The sequence below is a fragment of the Flavobacterium sp. GT3P67 genome, assembly GCF_004349155.1.
Classification (GTDB): Bacteria; Bacteroidota; Bacteroidia; order Flavobacteriales; family Flavobacteriaceae; genus Flavobacterium; species Flavobacterium ranwuense.
In genome coordinates, this window is record NZ_SMLF01000017.1 from 1 (window position 1) to 22,894 (window position 22,894).

The following is a 22,894-nucleotide window of genomic DNA, read 5'->3' on the forward strand; positions in this document are numbered from 1 at the left end:
CGCTTCGCTTCGCTTCGCTTCGCTTCGCTTCGCTTCGCTTCGCTTCGCTTCGCTTCGCTTCACTTGCGTTGTGAAATAATTATTTAGTTAAGGATAGTCGTTCTTAATCTATTACAAAGAATTTCTAATGATTAAAGCGCTCTTATTTTCTATTTGTTCTTTTTTTCCTTTCAAAATCATTTGGGATAAAATTTTCCCCATGGCCACAAAATTTGTCGAAATGGTTGTTATTCCGTTTTCTACCACTTTTTTCAATGGAGTTTCGTTGTAGGAGATAATTCCGTAATCGTTCCCCAATTTCAAATTTTGTAGTTTTGATTTTTCTATAACGGCCACCAAATCCCTGTCGTTCGGGATAATGTACACTTCGCCAATTGTGATTTCCCTATCGACAAATTCCGGAATTACCTGATATTCGAAAGAGAAATCATGACAGAAATTGATAAAGCCTTCCTTCATTCCTAACGGTTCGCGAAATCCAGGGAAAATCAAGATCAGTTTCTCATATTTATTTAAATGGGATTTACCTTTTATTAAAGCATCATAAATGTCTTTTTTATGATTTTGATAAACCGCAGGGAAGGATTCTAATTCGGGATTGGTTTGGTCCAATATAATCACCTCGTTTACCGGTAGGGTTTTAATAATTGAAGCGGCATCTGGTAAATTGGTTGGCATTATGATGTATTTGGTATAGTTACCGTTGCTTTCATTAATTAATTTTCTAAACATTTGGATGTTAAAGTGATGAAAATAGATGTCTACCTGAACATCCTTTCCGGTATTCTTTAAAAATGAATTATAAATATCTTCTTTGAAACTGTTCAATTCGTCAAACAACAGGAATATTTTTTGTTTTATGGTTATCTCTACGCTCTTTACATAGTAGCCTTTGCCAAGAATGGCATAGATGATACCTCTTTTTTTCAACTCCTCATACGCTTGTAAAACAGTGTCTCGGGATAATGAAAATTCCAAACAGAGCTTGTTTATCGAGGGAAGCCGCTCGCCTTTTATCAGTTTTTCATTTTCAATAGCCTTCTCAATTGATAAAATAATTTGCCTGTATTTGGGTATGCCGAGATTATTTTGAATAGAAATGATTTTCATAATAAGAAATGATTTTTGTGCAAGTTACAAAAAACCGGTAGGTACTGGTATATTTTTTTTGAAATTTAGTATAATTTTGAATTTCATTTTTCTTAATAAAACAATGAAAATAAAACAAGAATCCCATTTTATTACCAATTCCGAAACAAAATTATTTGGTTTAATGCCGGATGGCGAAGCAATTTCCGCTTACCAAATTTCCAATAAAAATGGAATCAAATTAGAAGTTATCAATTATGGTGCTACGGTTAGTTCGTTGAAAATTCCACTGAAAAATGGCGGGGTTGTAGATGTCGTTTTAGGCTTTGACAATTTAGAAGCCTACCTGAAATCATTCGATCTGGAAAGCGCACCATATCTGGGAGCAACTGTCGGAAGATTTGCAGGAAGAATTGGCGATGGGACTTTTAAGTTGAATGATGAAATATTTAATCTCAATAAAAATAACAATAATCATTCACTTCACGGAGGTACTATTGGCTTTAGCCAAGTAGTTTGGAAGGTGAAAAGCGTAAATTATGGAGAAAATCTCTCCATAACCTTGACCTATCTTAGTCCAAATGATGAAGAAAATTACCCAGGAGATCTGTCTGTGGAGTTAACCTATACCTTGTCTGAGCAGAACGAGCTGATTATTGAATACAGCGCAACAACAACTGAGGATACTATTGTGAATTTGACACATCACAGTTATTTTAATCTCAACGGACACGATTCAGAGGTACTGAGCCAAGAAATGAGCATCAGCGCCGATAAAGTATTGGAGACTACAAAAGAGAATATTCCAACAGGAATATTTTTGGATTTAGCCAATTCTCCTTTTGATTTTTCATTATCCAAAAATTGTCCTGCTATAATTGATACCACTTTTGTTTTAAGCAAGGAAAAAGAAGTAGTGGCATCACTTTATAGTCCAAAAAATAGTCTAAAAATGACTGTTTATACGGATCAGCCAGCAGTTCATATTTATGTTGGAGGGAATTGCGGAACTATAAAAGGAAAAGAAAAAGTGTTGTACCATTCATCCAGTGGTATCTGTTTTGAAACACAAAATTTACCGGACGCTCCAAATCAAGCACATTTCCCAGATGCAGTCCTCAAAAAAGGAGAAACGTATTGTCATAAGACCAGCTATAAATTTGAAATTTTTTAAAGAAAAATACTCTTATATTTACTAAATAATGAATGAAATTTTAATACATAAAACGATAAATCATTTTCAAGAAAAATTTGGTTCGGCACCAGAAAAAGTAGTTCTTTCTCCGGGCAGAATCAATATTATTGGAGAACATATAGATTATAATGACGGTTATGTTTTGCCTGCGGCTATCGACAAAATTATCTGTTTTGCTTTCGAAAAAAATAATTCAAATCAATCCAGAATAATTGCCATTGATCTTGACGATGAATTTGAAATAGATTTGGCGGATCTAGTTGAATTGAACGAAAAAGTTTGGACAAATTATCTTCGTGGTGTTATCAACCAGTTGAAAATTAATGGGTTTGTTTTTGAAGGTTTTAATTGCGTTTTTAGCAGCAATATTCCCGTTGGTTCTGGATTGTCCTCATCGGCAGCCTTAGAATGTGGTTTCTTATATGGAATAAACGAGCTTTTCAATTTGGACATAAAACCAATTGATATTGCCTTGATGGGACAAAAGGCGGAACATTGGGTAGGAATCAATTGCGGTATAATGGATCAGTTTTCGAGTGTCTTGGGGCAAGAAAACAAAGTGATAAAAATTGATTGCCGAACGTTGGAATTTGAATACCACGATGCGAATTTCAAGGATTATTCTCTAATCTTATTTGACAGCAATGTGAAACATTCTTTGTTTACTTCGGCTTACAATAAAAGAAGGGAAGAATGCGAAGAAGGACTGGCAATCATTAAAAATAATTTTCCTGAGGTGGGCAGTTTTAGGGACTGTAGCAAAAGTCAGGTTTTAAGTTTGAAAGACCAGATGAGTGAAGAAGTGTTCAAAAGATGCTATTTTGTGGTAAAAGAAATTGGTCGTGTTGTCAAAGCTTGTGAAGCCTTGGATAACGGCAAAATTGAAGTTTTAGGGCAACTGATGTTCGAAACGCATGAAGGATTGTCCAAAGAATATGAAGTGAGCTGTGATGAATTGGATTTTTTGGTTAATATTGTCAAAAGTGAAGAAGCCGTGATTGGATCTCGACTTATGGGTGGCGGTTTTGGAGGCTGTACCATAAATTTAGTAAAAAAAGGACATGAAGAAGATATTAAAAATAGACTTTCGAAACTGTACGATCACGCATTTGGAATAGAATTAAAAAACTATGATGTCAAAATTGGAAAGGGTGCATCACTTTACAAACAATAATGAAAATGAAGAATTTCGATATAAATGAAGACCCGCACAGGCGTTATAATCCATTAATCAACGAATGGGTTTTGGTTTCTCCGCATCGTGCTAAACGTCCTTGGCAAGGTCAGAACGAAACAGTTGCTTCTGATGTCTTACCAGAATACGACCCAACTTGTTATTTATGTCCGGGAAATTTACGCGCTAATGGAATGACAAATCCGGATTATGAAGCCAGTTTTGTTTTCGAAAATGATTTTGCTGCACTAAAGCAAGAGGAGATTTTTTTTGAGAACAGTACCAAAGAGACTTTTTTCAAAGCAAAACCTGAGAGAGGTATTTCAAGAGTGGTTTGCTTTTCGCCAAAGCATAATCTTACATTGCCAGAAATGACGATAGATGGCATTAAGGATATAATCCAGACTTGGCAAAAAGAATACATCGATTTGAGCAAGATTGATTATATCAATTATGTACAGATTTTTGAAAATAAAGGAAGTGTAATGGGATGTAGCAATCCGCATCCACACGGTCAGATTTGGGCGCAATCGTCTCTGCCTACCGAAGTAGAGAAAACGCAAAATAACCTAAAAACGTATGACGATTTACACCAAAGCAATCTGTTGCAGGATTATTTGCAGGAGGAATTAAAACTGGACGAACGAATCGTTATCGAAAATACTCATTTTGTGGCACTCGTTCCTTTTTGGGCCATTTGGCCTTATGAAACGATGATTATCAGCAAGCGTCATTTTGGAAAAATTACCGATTTTACTTCGGACGAAACTACCGCTTTCGCAACGATTTTGAAGCAATTGACGATCAAATACGATAATCTTTTCGAGACATCATTCCCGTATTCGTCAGGAATTCACCAAGCTCCAACCGATGGAGAATCACATCCAGAATGGCAATTTCATATGCATTTTTATCCGCCTTTATTGCGTTCTGCTACCGTGAAAAAATTCATGGTGGGTTACGAAATGCTCGGCGAATCACAAAGGGATATTACGCCCGAAAAGAGCGCTTCGATATTGAAAGCCATTTCAGATACGCATTATAAAAACAAATAAATCAATTAACTTTTAAACCGAAATTATGCATAAAACATTGTCAACCAATGATTACATTGTTTTTTTCCTCTATTTCATAACCATTGTTGGTTATGGATTGTGGATTTACAACCGAAAAAAGAAAGCAGAAGCCAGCAGTAAAGATTATTTTCTTGCTGAAGGTTCATTAACATGGTGGGCAATTGGTGCCTCTTTGATTGCCAGTAATATTAGTGCCGAGCAATTTATAGGAATGAGCGGGAGTGGTTTCAAATTAGGATTGGCCATTGCAACCTATGAATGGATGGCGGCATTAACCTTGGTTTTTGTAGCAATATTTTTTATGCCGGTGTACCTGAAAAATAAAATTTCGACCATGCCACAATACTTAAACCAGCGTTACAATGGTAATGTTGCTATGATTATGGCTGTTTTCTGGTTGTTACTTTACGTATTAGTCAATTTAACATCGATTCTCTATTTAGGTGCACTTGCCGTGAGTAGTATTTCAGGTTTAAATATTACCCTTTGTATGATTTTCTTGGCTCTTTTTGCTGTGATGATAACCCTTGGAGGAATGAAAGTAATTGGATATACTGATGTTGTTCAAGTGTTTTTCTTGATTTTAGGAGGTCTGGCAACTACTTATTTGGCACTTAATTTGGTTTCTGAAAAATTCGGAACGACTGGAGTGATCAACGGATTTAATTTAATGACTGAAAAAGCAGATGGCCATTTTCAGATGATTTTTGATAAATCAAATCCGAATTATATGGATCTTCCCGGATTATCAGTATTAATAGGAGGGATGTTAATTATGAATTTTAATTACTGGGGTTGTAATCAATATATAACACAACGAGCCCTTGGAGCTGATTTAAAAACGGCCAGAAGTGGTATTTTGTTTGCTGCGTTCTTAAAATTATTAATGCCAATTATTGTAGTGTTACCTGGTATTGCTGCTTATGTTCTTTATCAAAATGGAAGTTTTCAAACAGAATTATTACAAGATGGAAGTTTGAATCCTGATCGTGCTTACCCAGTATTGTTGAATTTGTTACCTACAGGATTAAAAGGGCTTTCATTTGCGGCTTTGACCGCAGCTATTGTTGCTTCGTTGGCAGGAAAAGCAAATAGTATTGCCACTATTTTTACTTTAGATGTTTATAAGAAAAAATTAAACATTGAAGCAAGTGAGCAAAAATTAGTAAACATTGGGAAAATTACCATTATTGCGGCTATGATTATTGCCGTTATTGTTGCGCCCTTTTTAGGAATTGACAAAAAAGGAGGTTTTCAATACATTCAAGAATATACCGGTTTTGTAAGTCCAGGTGTTTTTGCCATGTTTATTTTAGGATTCTTTTGGAAAAAAACCACATCTAATGCAGCTATGTTTGCTATGATTGGCGGTTTCTTAATGTCGATAGTATTCAAATTCATGCCTCATTTTGTTGATTTGTCATTCCTAAATGGCATGGGCTTTTCAGTGCCAAATGCAGAAGGTGTTTACGAAATTCCATTCATGGATCGTATGGGATTTGTCTTTTTGATATGTGTAATCGGAATGTATGTTATAAGTATTTATGAAACACAAAGAGGTGTTAAAACAAATGGCTTGGATGTAGATAAATCTATGTTTAAAGTTTCACCAGGGTTTACTGTAGGGTCTTTAATTATAGTTGCTGTCCTAGCTGCTTTGTATACCTTTTTCTGGTAAAAAATAATTTCAAGTATGTGGAATTAATTTAAAATCACATCATTTTTGCCATTAAAAATAGAGGCATTGAGCTTAATAAACTTAATGCCTTTTTTAATAAAAAGGATTGCTTTATAATACCTCCACAACTGATACCAGATTTGTTTTATGTAATTTAAAAAACATAGTTCTAACCAAAGACAAGGATGCCGTACAGATTTTAAAACTGTTTTTGTGATATAATTATTAAAGAAATAAATAATGAAAGTGTTTAAAATTTCCGTTATTCTGGTTGTTTTATCGTGCGGTTTTTCGACCAATGTATTGGCGCAAAACAAAGCGGAATCTACCAAAAGACCCAATATTGTCATTATCATTTCAGATGACCACGCCTATCAGGCCATCAGTGCTTATGGCAATAATTTGGTGCAAACTCCCAATATTGACCGTATTGCCAAAGAAGGGGTTTTATTCAACAAAGGATATGTGACGAATTCTATCTGCGGTCCAAGTCGTGCCGTGATTTTAACCGGCAAATACAGCCATAAAAATGGTTTTAAGGATAATGAAAACTCCAGATTTGATGGGAGCCAGGATTCATTCGTGAAACAATTAGGTGCTTCGGGTTATCAAACTGCCTGGATTGGAAAATGGCATTTGGAAACAAAACCACAAGGGTTTGATTTTTGGCAAATATTACCCAACCAGGGACAATATTACAATCCGGATTTCGATATGATGGATGGCAGCAAGAAGCGAAACGAAGGTTATGTTTCAGATGTTATAGAAGACGTTTCAGAAAATTGGTTGAACAATCGCGATCAGGAGAAGCCGTTTTGTTTGGTCATTGGACATAAAGCAACGCACCGAACTTGGATACCGGACACCCAAGATTTGGGAAAATTTGATACCATTACTTTTCCTTTACCGGCTAACTTTTATGATAATTATAAAGACCGTGAAGCGGCTAAGGTTCAGGATATGTCTATCTCCAAAACCATGCAAATGGGGTATGACCTAAAAATGTTTGGTGGTGAAGATCAAGCCAATAAAGATGGGAATATTGTGCGAATGAATTCTGAGCAAAGGAAGAAATTTGATGCTTATTATTCCCCGGTAGAAGCGGATTTGAAAGCCAAAAACTTGAGTGGTAAAGCATTAGTAGAATGGAAATACCAACGATACATGCGCGACTACATGAGTACAGCTGTGTCTTTGGACAGGAACATCGGACGAACATTGGATTATTTGGATAAAAATGGTTTGACAGAAAATACTATTGTCATCTACCTTTCGGATCAGGGTTTTTATCTGGGAGAACACGGTTGGTTTGATAAACGTTTTATTTACGAAGAATCTTTTCGAACTCCAATGATGATGCGTTATCCGGGAGTTATAAAACCTGGAACGGTATCAAATAATTTTGTTATGAATCTGGATATTGCACCAACGATGCTCGATGCGGCTGGAGTTTCCATTCCAAAAGATGAACAGGGAAAATCCATGTTACCTTTATTTAAAGATAAAAAAGCAAAGGGACGTGATGCAATTTATTATCATTATTATGAAAATGGAGAACATTCCGTTTCGCCTCATTTTGGCGTAAGAACTAAGCGTTATAAATTGATTCGTTTCTACAAAAGAGTAAGTTCTTGGGAGCTTTATGATTTGCAAAAAGATCCAAATGAAATGCATAATTTGTATGGAAAAAAAGGGTACGAAAAGATCACCAATTACATGAACCTGCAACTTAAAAAGTTGATTGATCAATATGATGATCAGGATGCAAAACAGCTATTGAAAGGAGATTAGTTTTATTTCTGGATTTACAAAAACGGTATAGTTTATAGTATTTTATCTTTTACAGGATGAATACTATAAACTATGCCGTTTTGCTTTTGATAATGGATAAATTCATATGATTTGCTATTGGCTTTAATCATCAATATGAAATTTGTAGAATCCTTGTAAAAATAGTATTTCGGGATTCTTTTGAATTAAGTAGTTTTTTTGCACATGCCATAAAAAAACTGGTAGGCACTGGTATATATTTTAGAAGAACTGTTATATTTTTGAATTTTGGTTTTATAAAAAAGAATCAAATAGTAACATTCAAGCAGATGAACCAAAGAAAAACCGAATAGGCATGAATGGTCACAATACATAAAAACTAAAATGGATATAAATATAATGATGAAAACAATGTGGAGCAAAAGTTTGAAAACGAACGGGATAACCGTTTTTGGGAACATGAGAAAAGTAAAAATGGCAATCATTGCCTTGTTATTATCTGTAAATGTTTTTGCACAGTTGCCAGCCGAGTTGCTAAATCCTGAAATCATTTCCTTGAACCGAATGCCAATGCGAAACAGTGCTTTTGGTTTTGAAAACATGGAAAAAGCCAAACAATACGACAGAGAAAAGTCGGCTAACTTTTTTTCATTAAATGGAAGTTGGAAATTTAATTGGGTACAAGATCCGAACCAGCGTCCGCAAAATTTTTTCGAAACTACTTATGATGATACCAAATGGACTAATTTTCGTATACCAGCGAGTTGGGAAGTGAATGGTTATGGTTTGCCAATTTATGTGAACCAGCCTTATGATTTTGCCGGTCATAATTTGCGTTACGCAAAAATGAATCCGCCATTTGATATTCCTGCCAATAACAATCCGGTAGGTTCTTATCGTAAAAAAATCAATTTGCCTGCCAATTGGAAAGGAAAGCAGGTTTTTATTCATGTGGGTAATGCAAAATCTTGTCTGTTTGTTTGGGTAAACGGAAAGAAAGTGGGCTATAGTGAAGACAGCAAAATGGCTGCCGAATTTGATATCACCAATTTTTTGAAAGCAGGAGAGAATTTAATCGCTTTTCAAGTATATCGTTGGAGTGACGCCAGTTATTTAGAGTGTCAGGACATGTTCCGTTTTTCAGGAATTGAAAGAGATGTTTTTTTATATGCCACAGAGAAGTTGAATATCCGTGACACTAAAATTATCAGCACACTTGATGACACGTATACCAATGGATTGCTTAGCATTAATACCGAAATTAGTAGCTATAAAAGAGAAAAGGGATTATATAGTAAGAAGGACAGTTTGACGGTTGAAGTAAGTTTGGAAGATGCCAAAGGAAATGTGGTTTATCAGGATAAAACTAAGGATTTTAAAACGATATTAGGAAAATACAAAACGAATGTTGAATTTCAAACCACTATAAAAAATGTCCAAAAATGGACTGCGGAAACGCCTTATTTGTATCGATTGTACATCACTTTAAAAGATGCTAAAGGAGTAGTGAAGGAAGTAGTGCCACTTCGTATTGGTTTCAAAAAAATAGAAATTAAAGGGGCTGATTTTTTAGTTAATGGTAAAAGGGTTTTCATAAAAGGGGTTAACCGACATGAGCATCATCCAACAAATGGACACACGCTCAGCAAGGAAGATATGAGAAAGGACATGGAGATGATGAAGAAATTGAATGTCAATGCAGTTCGTCATTCTCATTATCCGCCGGATCCTTATTGGATGGAACTTTGCGATGAATTTGGTTTGTATGTTGTTGATGAAGCTAATATTGAATCACATGGTTTGGGTTATGATTTAGATGTAACACTGGCAAACAATCCACTGTGGAAAGAATCGCATCTGCAACGTATCCAACGTATGTATGAAAGAGACAAGAATCATGCAAGTGTAGTAACTTGGTCTTTAGGAAACGAAGCCGGTGACGGTACTAATTTTTATGCTGCATACGATTGGTTGAGAAAGGAAACGACTTTGCCGATCCAGTATGAAAGAGATATTAATTATGAAAAACCGAATGATACGCATTATTCTGAGATTTTTTGTCCGCAATATATGTCTCCGGACGCTTTGTTGAGCTATTCAAAAAGTGATGCCAGAATACCAAATATCCAAAGTGAATACGCCCACATTATGGGGAATAGCTTAGGGAATTTCCAAGATTATTGGGATGTTGTAGAAAACAACCCAAAACTGCAGGGAGGATTTATTTGGGAATGGATTGACCAATCTATCGATACAGTTAAAAATGGTAAACGCATCATGGCTTATGGTGGAGATTTTCCATTGGAAGGACCAGTTGATGAAAATTTAAGCGATAATAACTTCTGTGTAAAAGGAGTGGTTACGGCATACCGTGAAATTACACCAATGGCTTTGGAAGTGAAAAAAGCACACCAAAACATTAAAACAAAATTTGTTGGTAACAACACCATCAGAATTAAAAACGGTTTTTTCTTTAAAAATCTGGATAATGTAATGATGCGTTGGGTATTGATGGAAAATGGAATTGCCAAAGAAAACGCTACCATTAACACGATTTCATTGGAGCCACAAGCAGAAAAAGAATTTAAATTAGCCATCAAAACGGTTCAAAAGACCGATAAAGAATACCAGTTGAATGTGTATTATTCGCTAAAAACCGAAGAGCCTTTCTTGCCTAAAGGATATGAAATTGCTGAGGATCAGTTAGCATTGAAAACACTTCCGGCAACTGTTTTTACACCAAGTTCAAAAAAGGCGTTACAATTAAAAGAAACAAAAGAACAGTGTATCATTTTAGGAGATAAATTCGAAGTTGTTTTCGATTTGAAAAAAGGAATTTTGTCCGGTTATAGTGTCAAAGGTGAGCAATTTATTGAACAAGGACCAAAACCTTCTTTCTGGAGAGCTCCAACAGACAACGACATTGGTGCTGGATTTAATACGAGCCTAAGAAAATGGAGAAATGCGTATGATAATGCTACCGAAATGCAAGCCGTTGTTTCAAAGAATACTGACGGTTCGGTTCAGGTAAAATTCACAACGAAATTGGTTGACGGTGATGCCACACACCAACAAGTATTTACGGTTTATGGTGACGGAAACATTAAAGTTGATAATGAATTTACTGCCATCAAAGGAAAAAATCCTTTGTTGTTAAGAGCAGGAAATGATTTGGTTATCAATAAAAATTTCAATACAATTAATTGGTACGGTCGTGGTCCGGGTGAGAATTATTGGGACAGAAAAACCAATACTTTCATCGGTCAATTCAAGCAATCAGTGGATGAGCAATATTATCCTTATGCCCGACCTCAAGAAAGTGGTAATAAAACAGAAGTGCGCTGGGTAAGTTTCAGTAACGCAAAGGGAAGAAAAATAGAATTTGCATTTGTGAACAATTTATTGAGTTTTTCGGCCTTGCCTTATAATTTGGATGATTTAGATCCTGAAGCTCAAAAGAAACAATACCATAGCGGGGAACTCAATGAAAGAAACGAAATCTACCTGCATATGGATTTGCAACAAACCGGTTTACAGGGAATAGACAGTTGGGGCTCTATGCCAATGGAGAAATATAGAATTCCTTTTAAAAATTACAACTATAGCTATTGGATGAAATTTGAGTAATGAATTAGTGTTAAAAAAGAGGAAGGAAATACTATATTTTTTCCTCTTTTTGTTTTTTGTAATAAAGAAGCAGTTTTATGTTTTTTGATAAAGTCAAAAAAAGGATGAAAAAAGAACTATTTGCTACAAGGGAGAATGATGAGAATACAGCAAAACTATTTTTAGCATAGTAAAGTGGTAAATTAATTCAATTTCAGTGTAGTGAAGAACATTTTAAAAACTAAATCCGGAAAACGAGAATATTTGAATTCGGGAAATTAAAATACTATTATGGATTATTTTAAAAAACACAGTTGGCTTCATTTTGTAAAGATTATTATGCTGTTTGTTGCAGCAAATACCAATTCCCAGATTAAAAAAACAACATTGCCTGATAGTTTGTTCTCTACTTACTATCATCAGCGGGCTTCCCATTTTAGAACCCTTCCGATAACAAAAGATGATATTGTATTCTTAGGAAACAGCATTTCTGATGGAGCGGAATGGAGTGAATTATTTGCCGACAATCGCGTGAAAAACCGTGGAATAAGCGGTGATATAAGCGCCGGAGTCCTGAACCGAATCGATGAAATTATTACCAGGAAACCGGCAAAAGTTTTTTTGCTGATAGGAGTTAATGACTTGTCAAGAAGTACCGCGACCGATAGTATTTTTAAAAATATCACAAAAATTGCTTCCTATTTAAAACAGGAATCTCCTTCGACAAAATTGTACGTGCAAAGTATATTGCCCGTAAATGATGTCTATAAAAAATTTGGAAGTCACACCAGTAAAGGAGAACAAATAAGACAGCTAAATGCTAATCTAAAAAAGAATGCTGTGGCTTATCATTATACTTATATTGATTTGCACACTTCCTTTTGTGATGCCAATGGGAAGTTAATAAAAGAGTTTACCAATGACGGTTTGCACCTCAAGGGAGATGGTTATTTATTATGGAAGCATTTGGTTTACCCGTATGTTTTTGATCTGGAATCTAAACCTTCTTTATTGCCAAAACCACAACAGCTGAAATGGAATGCTGGTGCTTTCCCATTGTCTGTTGCAACGACAATTCTTGTGGATAATCCTGTTTTAGTGAAGGACGCTTTGGTCTTGAAAAATGCTATGGAGCAAAAAGGACTGAATGTGAAATTAGCCTATAAAGTATTGGATGCAGCAAATTGCATTCAGCTTCGCTTAGGAAATGTTGCTGCGCCACAAAACCAATCCGAAGCCTACCATCTGGAAACAGCAACGGATAAAATAGTGCTTACTGCCAATACTTCTCAGGGAATTTTTAATGGTATTCAAACTTTATTGCAGTTAATGCGTGACAATGTTTTTGTGGATGCTTCTGAAATTACAGATTGGCCTGCCTTTGCATGGCGCGGATTTATGGTTGATGTAGGAAGAAATTACCAGTCGGTTAAACTGTTGAAGCAACAGATTGATGTGATGGCAGGGTATAAGCTAAATATTTTTCACTTTCATCCTACCGAGGATATTGCCTGGCGTTTACAAAGCAAGCTATACCCACAGTTAACAGACCCAGAATATATGCTTCGTGATAAAGGCGAATATTATACGGAGAGCGATTTAAAAGAGCTAATTAAGTATTGTAAAGACCGATACATAACTTTAGTTCCGGAGATTGATATGCCGGGTCACAGTGGCGCATTCAAAAGAGCCATGGGAGTAGATATGCAAAGCGATGCGGGCTTAGAAATTATAAAAAACATAATTAAGGAATTTTGCACCACCTATGATGTACCGTATTTGCATTTAGGTGCCGATGAAGTAAAAATTACGAATCAGAAATTTTTGCCCGAAGTTATTGCCTTAACAGAAAGTTTAGGTAAAAAAGTAATCGGATGGGAACCAGGCGGGAATTTTAGCGATGGGGTAATTCGCCAGCTTTGGATGGAAGGTGCCACAAAGGTAAGTAAGAACAAAAACATAAAATATCTAGATTCAAGGCATTTGTATTTAAACCATATGGATCCCTTAGAAAGTGTAGTTACCATTTTTAATCGCCAAATATGCAATTTAACTGAAGGTAACGAAAATGCTTTGGGTGGTATTGTATGCGTATGGAATGATAGGGCTGTAGCCAATGAAGAAGATGTTATGATAATGAATCCAGTTTATCCGGGCATGTTAACTTTTGCAGAACGCTCTTGGCAAGGTGGCGGTAATGCGGGTTGGACAGCAACCATTGGTCAACCGGAAACCGAAAGAGCCAAAGCCTTTATGGAGTTTGAAAACCGTTTGTTAGATCAAAAACAGCACTATTTTAAAGCCATGCCTTTTAATTATGTTAGGCAGGCTAATTTAGTTTGGGATATCTATGGACCTTTTGATAATAAAGGTGATTTAACCAAAGCTTTTGCCCCCGAAAAGGCAAAATTTAATGCATCAAAAGAAAAACCCATGTACAAAGTCACCGGCGGCACTTTAGTAATGAGACATTGGTGGGCACCGCAAATTTCGGGCGTTATTGAGGAGCCAAAAGAAAACACCACTTGGTATGCCCAAACCCAAATTTGGAGTGATGAAGACAAACAGCAAGAATTTTGGATAGGTTTTAATAATTTATCCCGTTCCATGAACACCGATTCGCCAAATGCAGGTACTTGGAATAATTTAAAAAGTTTGGTTTGGGTAAATAATGGGTTGGTTAGTCCGCCACTTTGGAAACATCCGAACCAAAAAGGTAATTTAGAAATCCCCCTGATTGATGAAGGATACGAATTTAGAGAACCAACAAAAATTGCTTTAAAAAAGGGATGGAATACAGTTAAGGTAAAACTGCCGGTAGGTTCATTTAAAGGCATTAATTGGCAAAATCCAGTAAAATGGTTGTTTACTTTTGTTGAAGTAAGTGAATAAGAATCGTAGTAAAGCTTTTAACTAAGCGATTGGGTTTTTTGAGTAAAAAGAATAAATTTAAAAGCTTTCAAAATAAAAACAATACTTTAAAATGAAGAATATCTTTTTATTGTTAGTCCTTTTTGTAGGTATAACTACAAAGGCACAAACCAAGCAACAAAGTCCGGCGTTTATCAGTTTTGTAAGCAGTAATGCCCGTTTTGCAAAAGATGTAAAACCTACTATTTCTCCAACAAATACTTGGGAAACCACGGCATGGAAAGGCGAAAAAATCCATGCGCAAATATTGGTTTGGACCGATAGAGATATTTCCAAATTAACTGTAGGCATCAGTGATCTTAAAAATAATGCTGGAGCTCAGATTGCCAAAACTAACGCTAAAACCGGTTTTGTACATTATGTCATTACAGACGAATTTGGTGGTGGCTGCGGTCATCGTAAACCGGAAGATTTTAAATCCTCATTAGTGGCAGATCCTATTGATTGGGTGGCTTCTGTTGCTGTGAAAAAAAAGGAACTACAGCCAATTTGGTTGAGCATAAGTATTCCTGCTAATGCGGTTGCAGGGCAATACAAAGGAATATTTACTATAAACGCAGGGAGAAAATACAGCTTACCTATCACCATAAATGTGCTCGAGCATACACTTCCAGCTGTTGATAAATGGAAATTTGATTTGGATCTTTGGCAACATCCCGCTGCCATCGCCAGAGTGCATAAAGTGGAATTATGGAGTAATGAACATTTTGAAAAAATGAGACCTTATTATACGATGCTTGCCAATGCAGGTCAAAAGTGTATTACAGCCAGTATTATGAATGAACCTTGGGGCCATCAAACATTTGATGATTTTCCCAGTCTTATAAAATGGGTCAAGAAAAAAGATGGCAGTTGGTTTTATGATTACAGCTTGTTTGACAAATACGTTTCTTTTGTAATGAGTTGCGGGATTACCAAACGCATCAATTGTTACAGTATGGTGCCGTGGAAATTGTCTTTTCAATATTATGACGAAAACCTTTTAAAAAATACAGAACTTGTTGCAAAAATTGGTTCTGATGAATACAATAGTTATTGGTCGGCTATGATAAAAGATTTTACCAAACATCTAAAAGAGAAAGGGTGGTTTGGTATCAGCACAATTGCCATGGATGAAAGACCAATGAAAGACATGCAGACGGTTATCAAATTATTGAAAGATATTGATCCGGATTGGAAAATTGCATTAGCTGGGAATTACCATCCTGAAATTGAGAAAGATATTTTTGATTATAGCGTTGCATCCCGATTTCAGTTTGATGCAGTGACTTTGAAAGAGCGTATCGCATTAGGAAAACCAAGCACATGGTACACTTGCTGCGAAGAAAACTATCCTAACGGTTTTACTTTTTCGCCACCTGCGGAGCACGTATGGATGGGTTGGTACGCTGCCGCAAAAGGATTTACGGGGTATTTGCGTTGGGCTTATAACAGTTGGCCTCAAAATCCATTGACGGACAGTCGTTTTACGGCTTGGCCTGCTGGGGATACTTTTCAGGTATATCCTGGACCCATGACATCCATCCGTTTTGAAAAATTGATTGAAGGAATACAGGATTTCGAAAAAATACACATTCTTCAGGAAGGATTTAAACAATCAGGAAATCAGACGAAAATAGAAGAGCTGAATCAGCTGTTAAGTACTTTTGATTTGAAAATGTTAAAAGAGATTCCTTCAGAAAAAACAATCGATGAAGCAAAATCAAAATTGAATAAATTCTAATGACCTAAACCTTTCTTGGAGTCGAGAATGGACAGTTCATTTAGATAGGAGTGTTTATAAAATTCGGTCTCTATCTAATAAAAAACAAATAGTATAAGTAATGAAAAAACAAATTATTGGCCTTTTTGTTCTGGCACTTTGCCTGACTAATGGAAATGTAGAAGCACAATCTAAATCAATTGACGGCACTTTATTGGCACCAACACCTCCAATGGGTTGGATGACCTGGAACTATTTTGCCGATAATATTAATGAAAAAGACATTCGTGAAATGGCAGATGCTATGGTGAGCAGTGGTATGTTGAAGGCAGGCTACAATCACGTTTTCATTGATGATGGCTGGCAAGGTGGTCGTGATAAAAGAAACAACATGATTGCAGACCCTAAAAAATTTCCTTCGGGTATAAAAGCGCTTGCTGATTATGTGCACAGCAAAGGATTGAAATTAGGGATTTATTCGGATGCGGCACCGCTTACCTGCGCAGGTTATACCGCGAGTTTAAATTTTGAAGACCAAGATGCCAAAATTTTTGCCAGTTGGGATGTTGACTATTTAAAATACGATTACTGTGGCGCTCCAGATGATATGGAAGTTGCCAAAACGCGTTACAAAAAAATAGCGGATGCTTTGCGCAAAAGCGGTCGTGATATTGCCTTGGGAATTTGTGAATGGGGAGATCGCAAACCTTGGCTTTGGGCTGGACAAGTAGGAGGACAATTATGGCGCACTACGGCTGACGTAAGAGATAAATGGAAAAGCCTCAAACCGGTGAAAAAGCAAAGCGAATTGCACGGAACCGGTGCCGGAATATTGGATATTGTTGATTACTCGCAGCAGTATGGTTCTTATGCAGGTCCTGGACATTGGAATGATATGGATATGCTGGTTGTTGGGCTTTATGGTAAAAAAGGACCTTCAGGCGATTTAGGAGGTGTTGGTTGTACTGATACCGAATACCAAAGCCAGATGAGTCTTTGGTCTATCATGAATTCACCATTGGCAGCGACCAATGACGTTCGGAATATGAATGCCGAAACCAAACGCATTTTATTAAATGAGGAGGTAATTGCCATCAATCAGGATGCTTTGGGCAAACAGGCAGTTTGTAAAATCAAGAATGACACTTGGAGTGTATTTGTAAAGTCATTGGCGAATGGTGATTTTGCCATTGCCATTTTAAACCGCACAGAAACGACTCAGAATTCAAAAATAAACTTTGCCGAATTGGGATTAAATGATACCTACGAAATCAAAGATTTGTGGGAACACAAAGTAATTGGTAAAGGCAAAAAATGGAATGGAAAAGTGCAACGCCATGAAACAAAGGTGTTTCGACTGAAAAAAATATAATATGCTTACCAAAAACAAAGTCCTTCTATTTGTATCTTTTTTTGCGTCTGCATCTTGTCTTTTTGCACAAAGCGACCAAGAAATCAAGTTTGATGCACCCGCGACTCATTTTACACAATCCATCCCTTTAGGGAATGGACGTTTGGGTGCCATGGTTTATGGCAATCCCACTAAAGAACGTATTGTTTTGAACGAAAACTCGATGTGGTCGGGTGGTGTAGAAAATCCCAACAGAGACGATGCTTCGCAGCATTTACCAAAAATTCAACGTTTGTTGAAAGAAGGGAAAAATAAAGAAGCTCAAGAATTGTTGCAAAGCTATTTTGTCAGTGCCGGTAAAGGTTCTGGTTATGGAAATGGTGCACAAGTAAAGTTTGGTTGCTATCAGATTTTTGGGGATTTGTTGATTAACTGGAAAGATAGTGTAAGAGCGGTTTCTGATTATAAAAGGACTTTGCATCTGGATAAAGCCTTGGCTGTAACCGAATGGAAAAAGGGAGGCATAACTTTTAAAGAAGAAGTTTTGACCAGTGCACCGCAAAATACGATCATCATTCGCTTAAGCACAAATAAAGCCAAATCCTTAAATTTCAAGGTGCTATTGAACAGAAAAGAAAATACAAAATTCTCTTCGAATAGGAACACCATTACCATGACCGGACAATTGCCGGGTGGCGATGGTGATTTGGGAATTCGTTTTGCAGGCTACACCAAAGTGATTGCTGTTGATGGAAAAGTGATGGCTCAAAATAATGGATTGACGATCGAAGGAGCAACTGAATGTATCCTGATATTTAGTGCCGCTACCGATTTAAACTGGCCCACTGTTGAAAAGCGAGGAACAGATCCCTTGCCTGTTGTACAGAAAGCAGTGAATGCAACGAGTAAAATACCGTGGTCGGTTTTGAAAAATAAACATATTATCGATTTTCAATACTATTATAACCGTTGTAAAATACAGTTAACCGCCAAACAAAATGCGACTGTTGCAAACCTGTCTACTGCTGAACGTTTAGTGCGTTTTGCAAAAGGCGAAAGCGACGTGACCTTGCCGACATTGTATTTTAATTTCGGAAGGTATTTGTTGATTTCCTCTTCTCGTCCAGGTGGATTACCGGCTAACCTGCAAGGGCTTTGGGCTGAAGAATATCAAACACCCTGAAATGGTGATTATCATTTGAATATTAATTTGCAAATGAATTATTGGCCTGCCGAAGCCACAAACCTGGCCGATTGTCATAAACCATTAGTTGAGTTTACGGAGCAATTGGTAAAACCAGGCGAAAAAACAGCCCAAGCGTATTACAACACTAAAGGCTGGGTGGCTCATGTAATTGCCAATCCTTGGAAATTTACGGCACCAGGCGAAGGCGCAGAATGGGGATCGACCTTATCAGGAGGAGCTTGGTTGTGCGAGCATTTGTGGCAACATTATTTATACAATCCCAATCAGGAGGTTCTAAAACAAATATATCCGGTTTTGAAAGGCGCTTCGGAGTTCTATAAAGGCATATTGATAGAAGATCCTAAAACGAAATGGTTGGTTACAGCACCATCGAATTCTCCTGAAAACTCGTATAAAACCGAGGATGGTTTTGTCGGGCAAACTACTATGGGACCTACAATGGATATGCAAATAGGTAGGGAATTATTTACCAATACCATCGTTGCAGCTAAACTATTGGGTTTGGATGCTGATTTTGCAGCTACTTTAGAGCAATTAAAAAGCCGTTTGGCACCAAACCAAATCAGTACAAAGACGGGTGGAGTCCAAGAGTGGATCAGGGATTATGATGAAACGGAACCTACGCACCGTCACGTTTCACAACTGTATGGTTTGTACCCTTACGATGAAATTAATATTATAGAGACGCCTTTGATGGTTGATGCAGCCCGTAAAACTTTGTTGAGAAGAGGTGATGGCGGTACAGGATGGTCGAGAGCTTGGAAAATTAATTTTTGGGCCAGACTTGCTGATGGTGATCATGCTTGGAAAGTACTAAAAGGCTTGCTAGCACCGGCATTTGAAATAAAAGACGGAGTTTATAAAATGAAAGGTTCCGGCAGTTATCCTAATCTTTTCTGTGCGCATCCTCCATTTCAAATCGATGGCAATTTTGGAGCAACTGCGGCAGTCGCAGAAATGCTTTTGCAAAGTAACGGCAATAATTCAGTGATTCGTTTTTTACCTGCTTTACCTACGAATACTGATTGGAGTGAGGGAAATGTAAAAGGAATTCGTGCCAGAAATGGGTTTGAAGTGAACTTTGACTGGGATAATCATAAATTAACAAAGGCCGAAATTATTTCTAAAACAGGAACAGAATGTTATGTGAATTTACCTGAAGGGATGAATGTTTATGATGCGAACGATAAAAAAGTAAATGTGAAATCCGCAGGGATAGATATAGTGATGTTTCCAACCCAGAAAGGAATTAAATACGAGATAAAATAAAAACAAGTCCTGCATAAGTTTTAGAATTAACAAATTTATTAAATACAGACCTATGAATATGAAAACCAAATACCACTTAATTATTCTAATTTTCTTTTTTAGTTTATCCTCTTTTGCCCAAAGGGATACCATTCCATTAAATAAAAACTGGCAATTCAAAATTGACAAAGAAGCCGAAGGTTTAGCAAAACAATGGTTTTCAAAAAACTGGACCGATGGTCGCGTAGTTACTATTCCGCATACTTGGAATATCGAAAAGGAAAACGAAATGCACTACGGATGGGGTTGGTATCAGCAAAAACTATTTGTACCTGGAAAATGGAAAGGCAAACAATTGGTGTTGCAATTTGGAGCCATAAACCATACGTCAACCATTTATATTAATGGTAAAAAAGTGAAAGAAAATATTGGCGATGGTTTCAATAAATTCTTTATCAATTTAGACGGGTTGCTGAATTTTAATGCCGAAAATATCATTACCGTTGCCTGTAATAATGATTTTGGTAAAATGAAAGTTCCTTATACGAATTCATTCGATTGGCCAAATGACGGTGGAATAATAAGAGAAGTTGCCTTATTGGTCAGCAATCGTCCGGCAATGGCGTATGCGCACATCACACCAAAATTGAATGTAGAAACTAATCAAGGAGATGTGAAAATCAATATTGGTCTGCGCCAAACGGATGCAAATAAAAACCTGAAATTTAAAGTTCAAATCACCGAGGATAATCAAGCCACGCACAATGTTGTTTTGCAAACTACCGTGAAACCGGTTTGGGAAAATGGGGAAGCGGTTTTGACCTTCAAATTGCCAAAAGTGAATGCCTGGCATTTTGATTTTCCAAATTTATACCGTGCCAATATTACCTTATTGAACGGGAATAAAGCAACTGATCAAATCAACAGTTCATTTGGCTTCCGCGAAATCAAGTTTGTGGGTACTAAACTGCATTTGAACAATGAACCTATTAAAGTTATGGGGGTGGAGTGGACTGCGGGCTCAAATCCAAATTTCGGTTTTGCCGAAACAAAAGAAGAAATCATCCGCCACGGTAAACTGATGAAAGATGTGAACTGTATTTTCAGTCGGGTGCATTTTCAGCAAGATGATGCATTTTATGATTTCTGTGACCGTAATGGTATTATCATTCAGGAAGAAGTTCCTTTGTGGGGAGGTGATACGCCATCTGATGCATCTATCGAAAAAATTGCCCATAGTCAGTTGGAAACCATGATTGGAAACCACTACAACCATCCCTCTATTTTTGCTTGGGGCGTGGGCAATGAGTTGCGAGGACGTGATGCAAATATGAAAAAAATGATTGAAGGATTGATTGCCAAAACTCGTAAATTGGATGCGTCACGTTTGGTTAGTTATGTAAGCAATACTTTAAACGAACAATATTATAATAATCCAAAATTCACACCTGATGCAGGAAGTCTGGGCGATTATATTATGATGAATGAATACGGTGGTAGTTGGTGGGATGTTCCAGTCGGAAAAATCAACCAGTATATGGATAGCGTGCACATGAGTTATCCCGATAAACCCTTTTTTATCTCGGAATTTGGTTTGTGTGAACCTAATTTTAAAGGCGGGGACGAACGCAGATTAGAAGACCTGGTTTACCACATGGCTATTTACGAAAGTAAACCCTATGTAGAAGGTGGAATCTATTTTGACTTGACTGATTATCGTACCCATTATGGAGGTGGTGAAGGCAAATTTAAACAACGCGTTCATGGTATTTATGATATGTATGGTAAGCCAAAACCATCTATGAAAGTATTGAGAGAACAATCTTCGCCTGTAGAAGTTCAAAATACAAGTACTTGGAAAAAGGGAAAATTGACCTTGGCAATTTTTGGTAGTATCGGCTTACCACAGCATATTGTAAAGGGATATAAACTGTATTTATCCGATAAAACCGATAATTATGCCACAACAAAAGCCTATGATTTACCAACCCTTAAACCAGGTGAAAGAGTAAACTTTGAAGTCGATGATTTGTACGATGGCAAAGGGATTATTACCATAGTCAGACCAACGGGCTATATTGCGACTCAGAAATCATTTTACCCTAATGAAGTTTTTGAAACTTTTAAATAAGTATTGAAATGAAAATAAGGCTTGCCTTTTTATAATTCTCATTAATTTTTGGATGGGTATCACAAGCACAACAAATTTTGGCTTAATATAAGAAATCCCAAAATCTTTTTTAGATTTTGGGATTTTTTTTTTACAGATTTTACATATTTGATATTGTGGTCAATATCACTGGAATTTGCAAAAGCACTAACTTATTGGTTTTTTATTAAATTAATTTTAATGAAAAATTAAAATTAATTAATTTTTAGTAACTTTATGAAAAGAGCAACACGTACTTAATCTGACATAAGACTCTTTTAAACCGATTGTTTTTTTAATTCGACTGAACTCATATTTTTTAACATATGTTTGCCAAAATCAAAAATTAATGCTAAAAAAATACTCTATTGATGTTTTTCGAATGAATATTGATGAAATTTATTCTTTAATTGAAAATTGCATTCCTACTTCATCTGTATGTTTTTTTATGATACTTAAACAAAAAGTAGGATACCTTTACACATATGAAAGGGAGTCTTATTGCAAACCCTGATGCAAATTCAATGGGAGCTGACGGAAATCTTGAAGTAGGTATGTATTCTACCGCCGGAGCGGGTAGTTTTAGCACAGGTGTAGTTTATAACCAATATAGCCTCTGTAATAAAATTATTATTGCAAACCCCGATACTGGAATAAATATAAATGGACTATTGGTGGAACTTCTTTTGTAAATGTTTTGAGTAATGACTGTTTAGAG

13 protein-coding genes and 1 pseudogene are annotated in these 22,894 nt (G+C 36.5%); 13 read left to right on the forward strand and 1 reads right to left on the reverse strand.

Translation table 11 applies throughout. The features are described from left to right. Positions 1-111: 111 nt before the first annotated feature. Positions 112-1,110, reverse strand: a complete 999-nt coding sequence (locus tag E0H99_RS16640; RefSeq protein WP_131998283.1) for a GntR family transcriptional regulator — start codon at positions 1,108-1,110, stop codon at positions 112-114. A gap of 103 nt (positions 1,111-1,213) precedes the next feature. Here E0H99_RS16640 and E0H99_RS16645 point away from each other — a divergent pair, with 103 nt between their 5' ends. The 13 genes and pseudogenes from E0H99_RS16645 to E0H99_RS16700 all read left to right on the forward strand — a co-directional run bounded on the left by E0H99_RS16645 (position 1,214) and on the right by E0H99_RS16700 (position 22,868). Then, positions 1,214-2,263, forward strand: coding sequence for an aldose epimerase family protein (locus E0H99_RS16645; protein ID WP_131998286.1), 1,050 nt, complete (start codon positions 1,214-1,216; stop codon positions 2,261-2,263). Positions 2,264-2,291: 28 nt separating this feature from the next. Further along, on the forward strand, positions 2,292-3,458 hold the full coding sequence (gene galK / locus E0H99_RS16650; protein WP_131998290.1) for a galactokinase: 1,167 nt from the start codon (positions 2,292-2,294) through the stop codon (positions 3,456-3,458). 5 nt (positions 3,459-3,463) lie between these two features. Continuing rightward, positions 3,464-4,513: a UDP-glucose--hexose-1-phosphate uridylyltransferase gene (locus tag E0H99_RS16655; protein ID WP_131998293.1), complete on the forward strand. Its 1,050-nt coding sequence runs from the start codon at positions 3,464-3,466 to the stop codon at positions 4,511-4,513. A gap of 25 nt (positions 4,514-4,538) precedes the next feature. Continuing rightward, complete coding sequence (locus tag E0H99_RS16660) at positions 4,539-6,212, forward strand: sodium/sugar symporter (RefSeq protein ID WP_131998296.1); 1,674 nt, start codon at positions 4,539-4,541, stop codon at positions 6,210-6,212. Between the two features lie 240 nt (positions 6,213-6,452). Next, a complete protein-coding gene (locus E0H99_RS16665) occupies positions 6,453-8,003 on the forward strand; it encodes a sulfatase (protein ID WP_131998298.1) in 1,551 nt (516 codons plus the stop codon). 363 nt (positions 8,004-8,366) lie between these two features. After that, positions 8,367-11,609: a glycoside hydrolase family 2 TIM barrel-domain containing protein gene (locus E0H99_RS16670; protein WP_205728711.1), complete on the forward strand. Its 3,243-nt coding sequence runs from the start codon at positions 8,367-8,369 to the stop codon at positions 11,607-11,609. 270 nt (positions 11,610-11,879) lie between these two features. Continuing rightward, positions 11,880-14,480, forward strand: coding sequence for a family 20 glycosylhydrolase (locus tag E0H99_RS16675; protein ID WP_205728712.1), 2,601 nt, complete (start codon positions 11,880-11,882; stop codon positions 14,478-14,480). 91 nt (positions 14,481-14,571) lie between these two features. Continuing rightward, complete coding sequence (locus E0H99_RS16680) at positions 14,572-16,242, forward strand: DUF4091 domain-containing protein (RefSeq protein ID WP_131998301.1); 1,671 nt, start codon at positions 14,572-14,574, stop codon at positions 16,240-16,242. Positions 16,243-16,342: 100 nt separating this feature from the next. Further along, a complete protein-coding gene (locus E0H99_RS16685) occupies positions 16,343-17,593 on the forward strand; it encodes a glycoside hydrolase family 27 protein (RefSeq protein ID WP_131998304.1) in 1,251 nt (416 codons plus the stop codon). Between the two features lies 1 nt (position 17,594). Further along, positions 17,595-19,730: pseudogene (locus tag E0H99_RS17675) on the forward strand (glycosyl hydrolase family 95 catalytic domain-containing protein); the annotation flags it as partial. A gap of 6 nt (positions 19,731-19,736) precedes the next feature. Further along, positions 19,737-20,048, forward strand: coding sequence for a glycoside hydrolase family 95-like protein (locus E0H99_RS17680; protein ID WP_410503715.1), 312 nt, complete (start codon positions 19,737-19,739; stop codon positions 20,046-20,048). 52 nt (positions 20,049-20,100) lie between these two features. After that, the gene (locus E0H99_RS16695) at positions 20,101-22,158 is read left to right on the forward strand and encodes a glycoside hydrolase family 2 protein (RefSeq protein ID WP_240723506.1); all 2,058 of its coding nucleotides are present in this window, start codon (positions 20,101-20,103) and stop codon (positions 22,156-22,158) included. 503 nt (positions 22,159-22,661) lie between these two features. After that, entirely contained in the window at positions 22,662-22,868 is a 207-nt protein-coding gene (locus tag E0H99_RS16700; protein WP_131998307.1) for a hypothetical protein, read from the forward strand. Positions 22,869-22,894: the final 26 nt, after the last annotated feature.

Coding starts and splice junctions, on each gene's coding strand:
- E0H99_RS16640 (WP_131998283.1), bottom strand. CDS start 1,110: ATGAAAATCATTTCTATTCAAAATAATCTCGGCATACCCAAATACAGG.
- E0H99_RS16695 (WP_240723506.1), top strand. CDS start 20,101: ATGAATATGAAAACCAAATACCACTTAATTATTCTAATTTTCTTTTTT.
- E0H99_RS16680 (WP_131998301.1), top strand. CDS start 14,572: ATGAAGAATATCTTTTTATTGTTAGTCCTTTTTGTAGGTATAACTACA.
- E0H99_RS16655 (WP_131998293.1), top strand. CDS start 3,464: ATGAAGAATTTCGATATAAATGAAGACCCGCACAGGCGTTATAATCCA.
- E0H99_RS16645 (WP_131998286.1), top strand. CDS start 1,214: ATGAAAATAAAACAAGAATCCCATTTTATTACCAATTCCGAAACAAAA.
- E0H99_RS16670 (WP_205728711.1), top strand. CDS start 8,367: ATGGATATAAATATAATGATGAAAACAATGTGGAGCAAAAGTTTGAAA.
- E0H99_RS16700 (WP_131998307.1), top strand. CDS start 22,662: ATGAAAGGGAGTCTTATTGCAAACCCTGATGCAAATTCAATGGGAGCT.
- E0H99_RS16685 (WP_131998304.1), top strand. CDS start 16,343: ATGAAAAAACAAATTATTGGCCTTTTTGTTCTGGCACTTTGCCTGACT.
- E0H99_RS17680 (WP_410503715.1), top strand. CDS start 19,737: ATGCTTTTGCAAAGTAACGGCAATAATTCAGTGATTCGTTTTTTACCT.
- E0H99_RS16665 (WP_131998298.1), top strand. CDS start 6,453: ATGAAAGTGTTTAAAATTTCCGTTATTCTGGTTGTTTTATCGTGCGGT.
- E0H99_RS16675 (WP_205728712.1), top strand. CDS start 11,880: ATGGATTATTTTAAAAAACACAGTTGGCTTCATTTTGTAAAGATTATT.
- galK (WP_131998290.1), top strand. CDS start 2,292: ATGAATGAAATTTTAATACATAAAACGATAAATCATTTTCAAGAAAAA.
- E0H99_RS16660 (WP_131998296.1), top strand. CDS start 4,539: ATGCATAAAACATTGTCAACCAATGATTACATTGTTTTTTTCCTCTAT.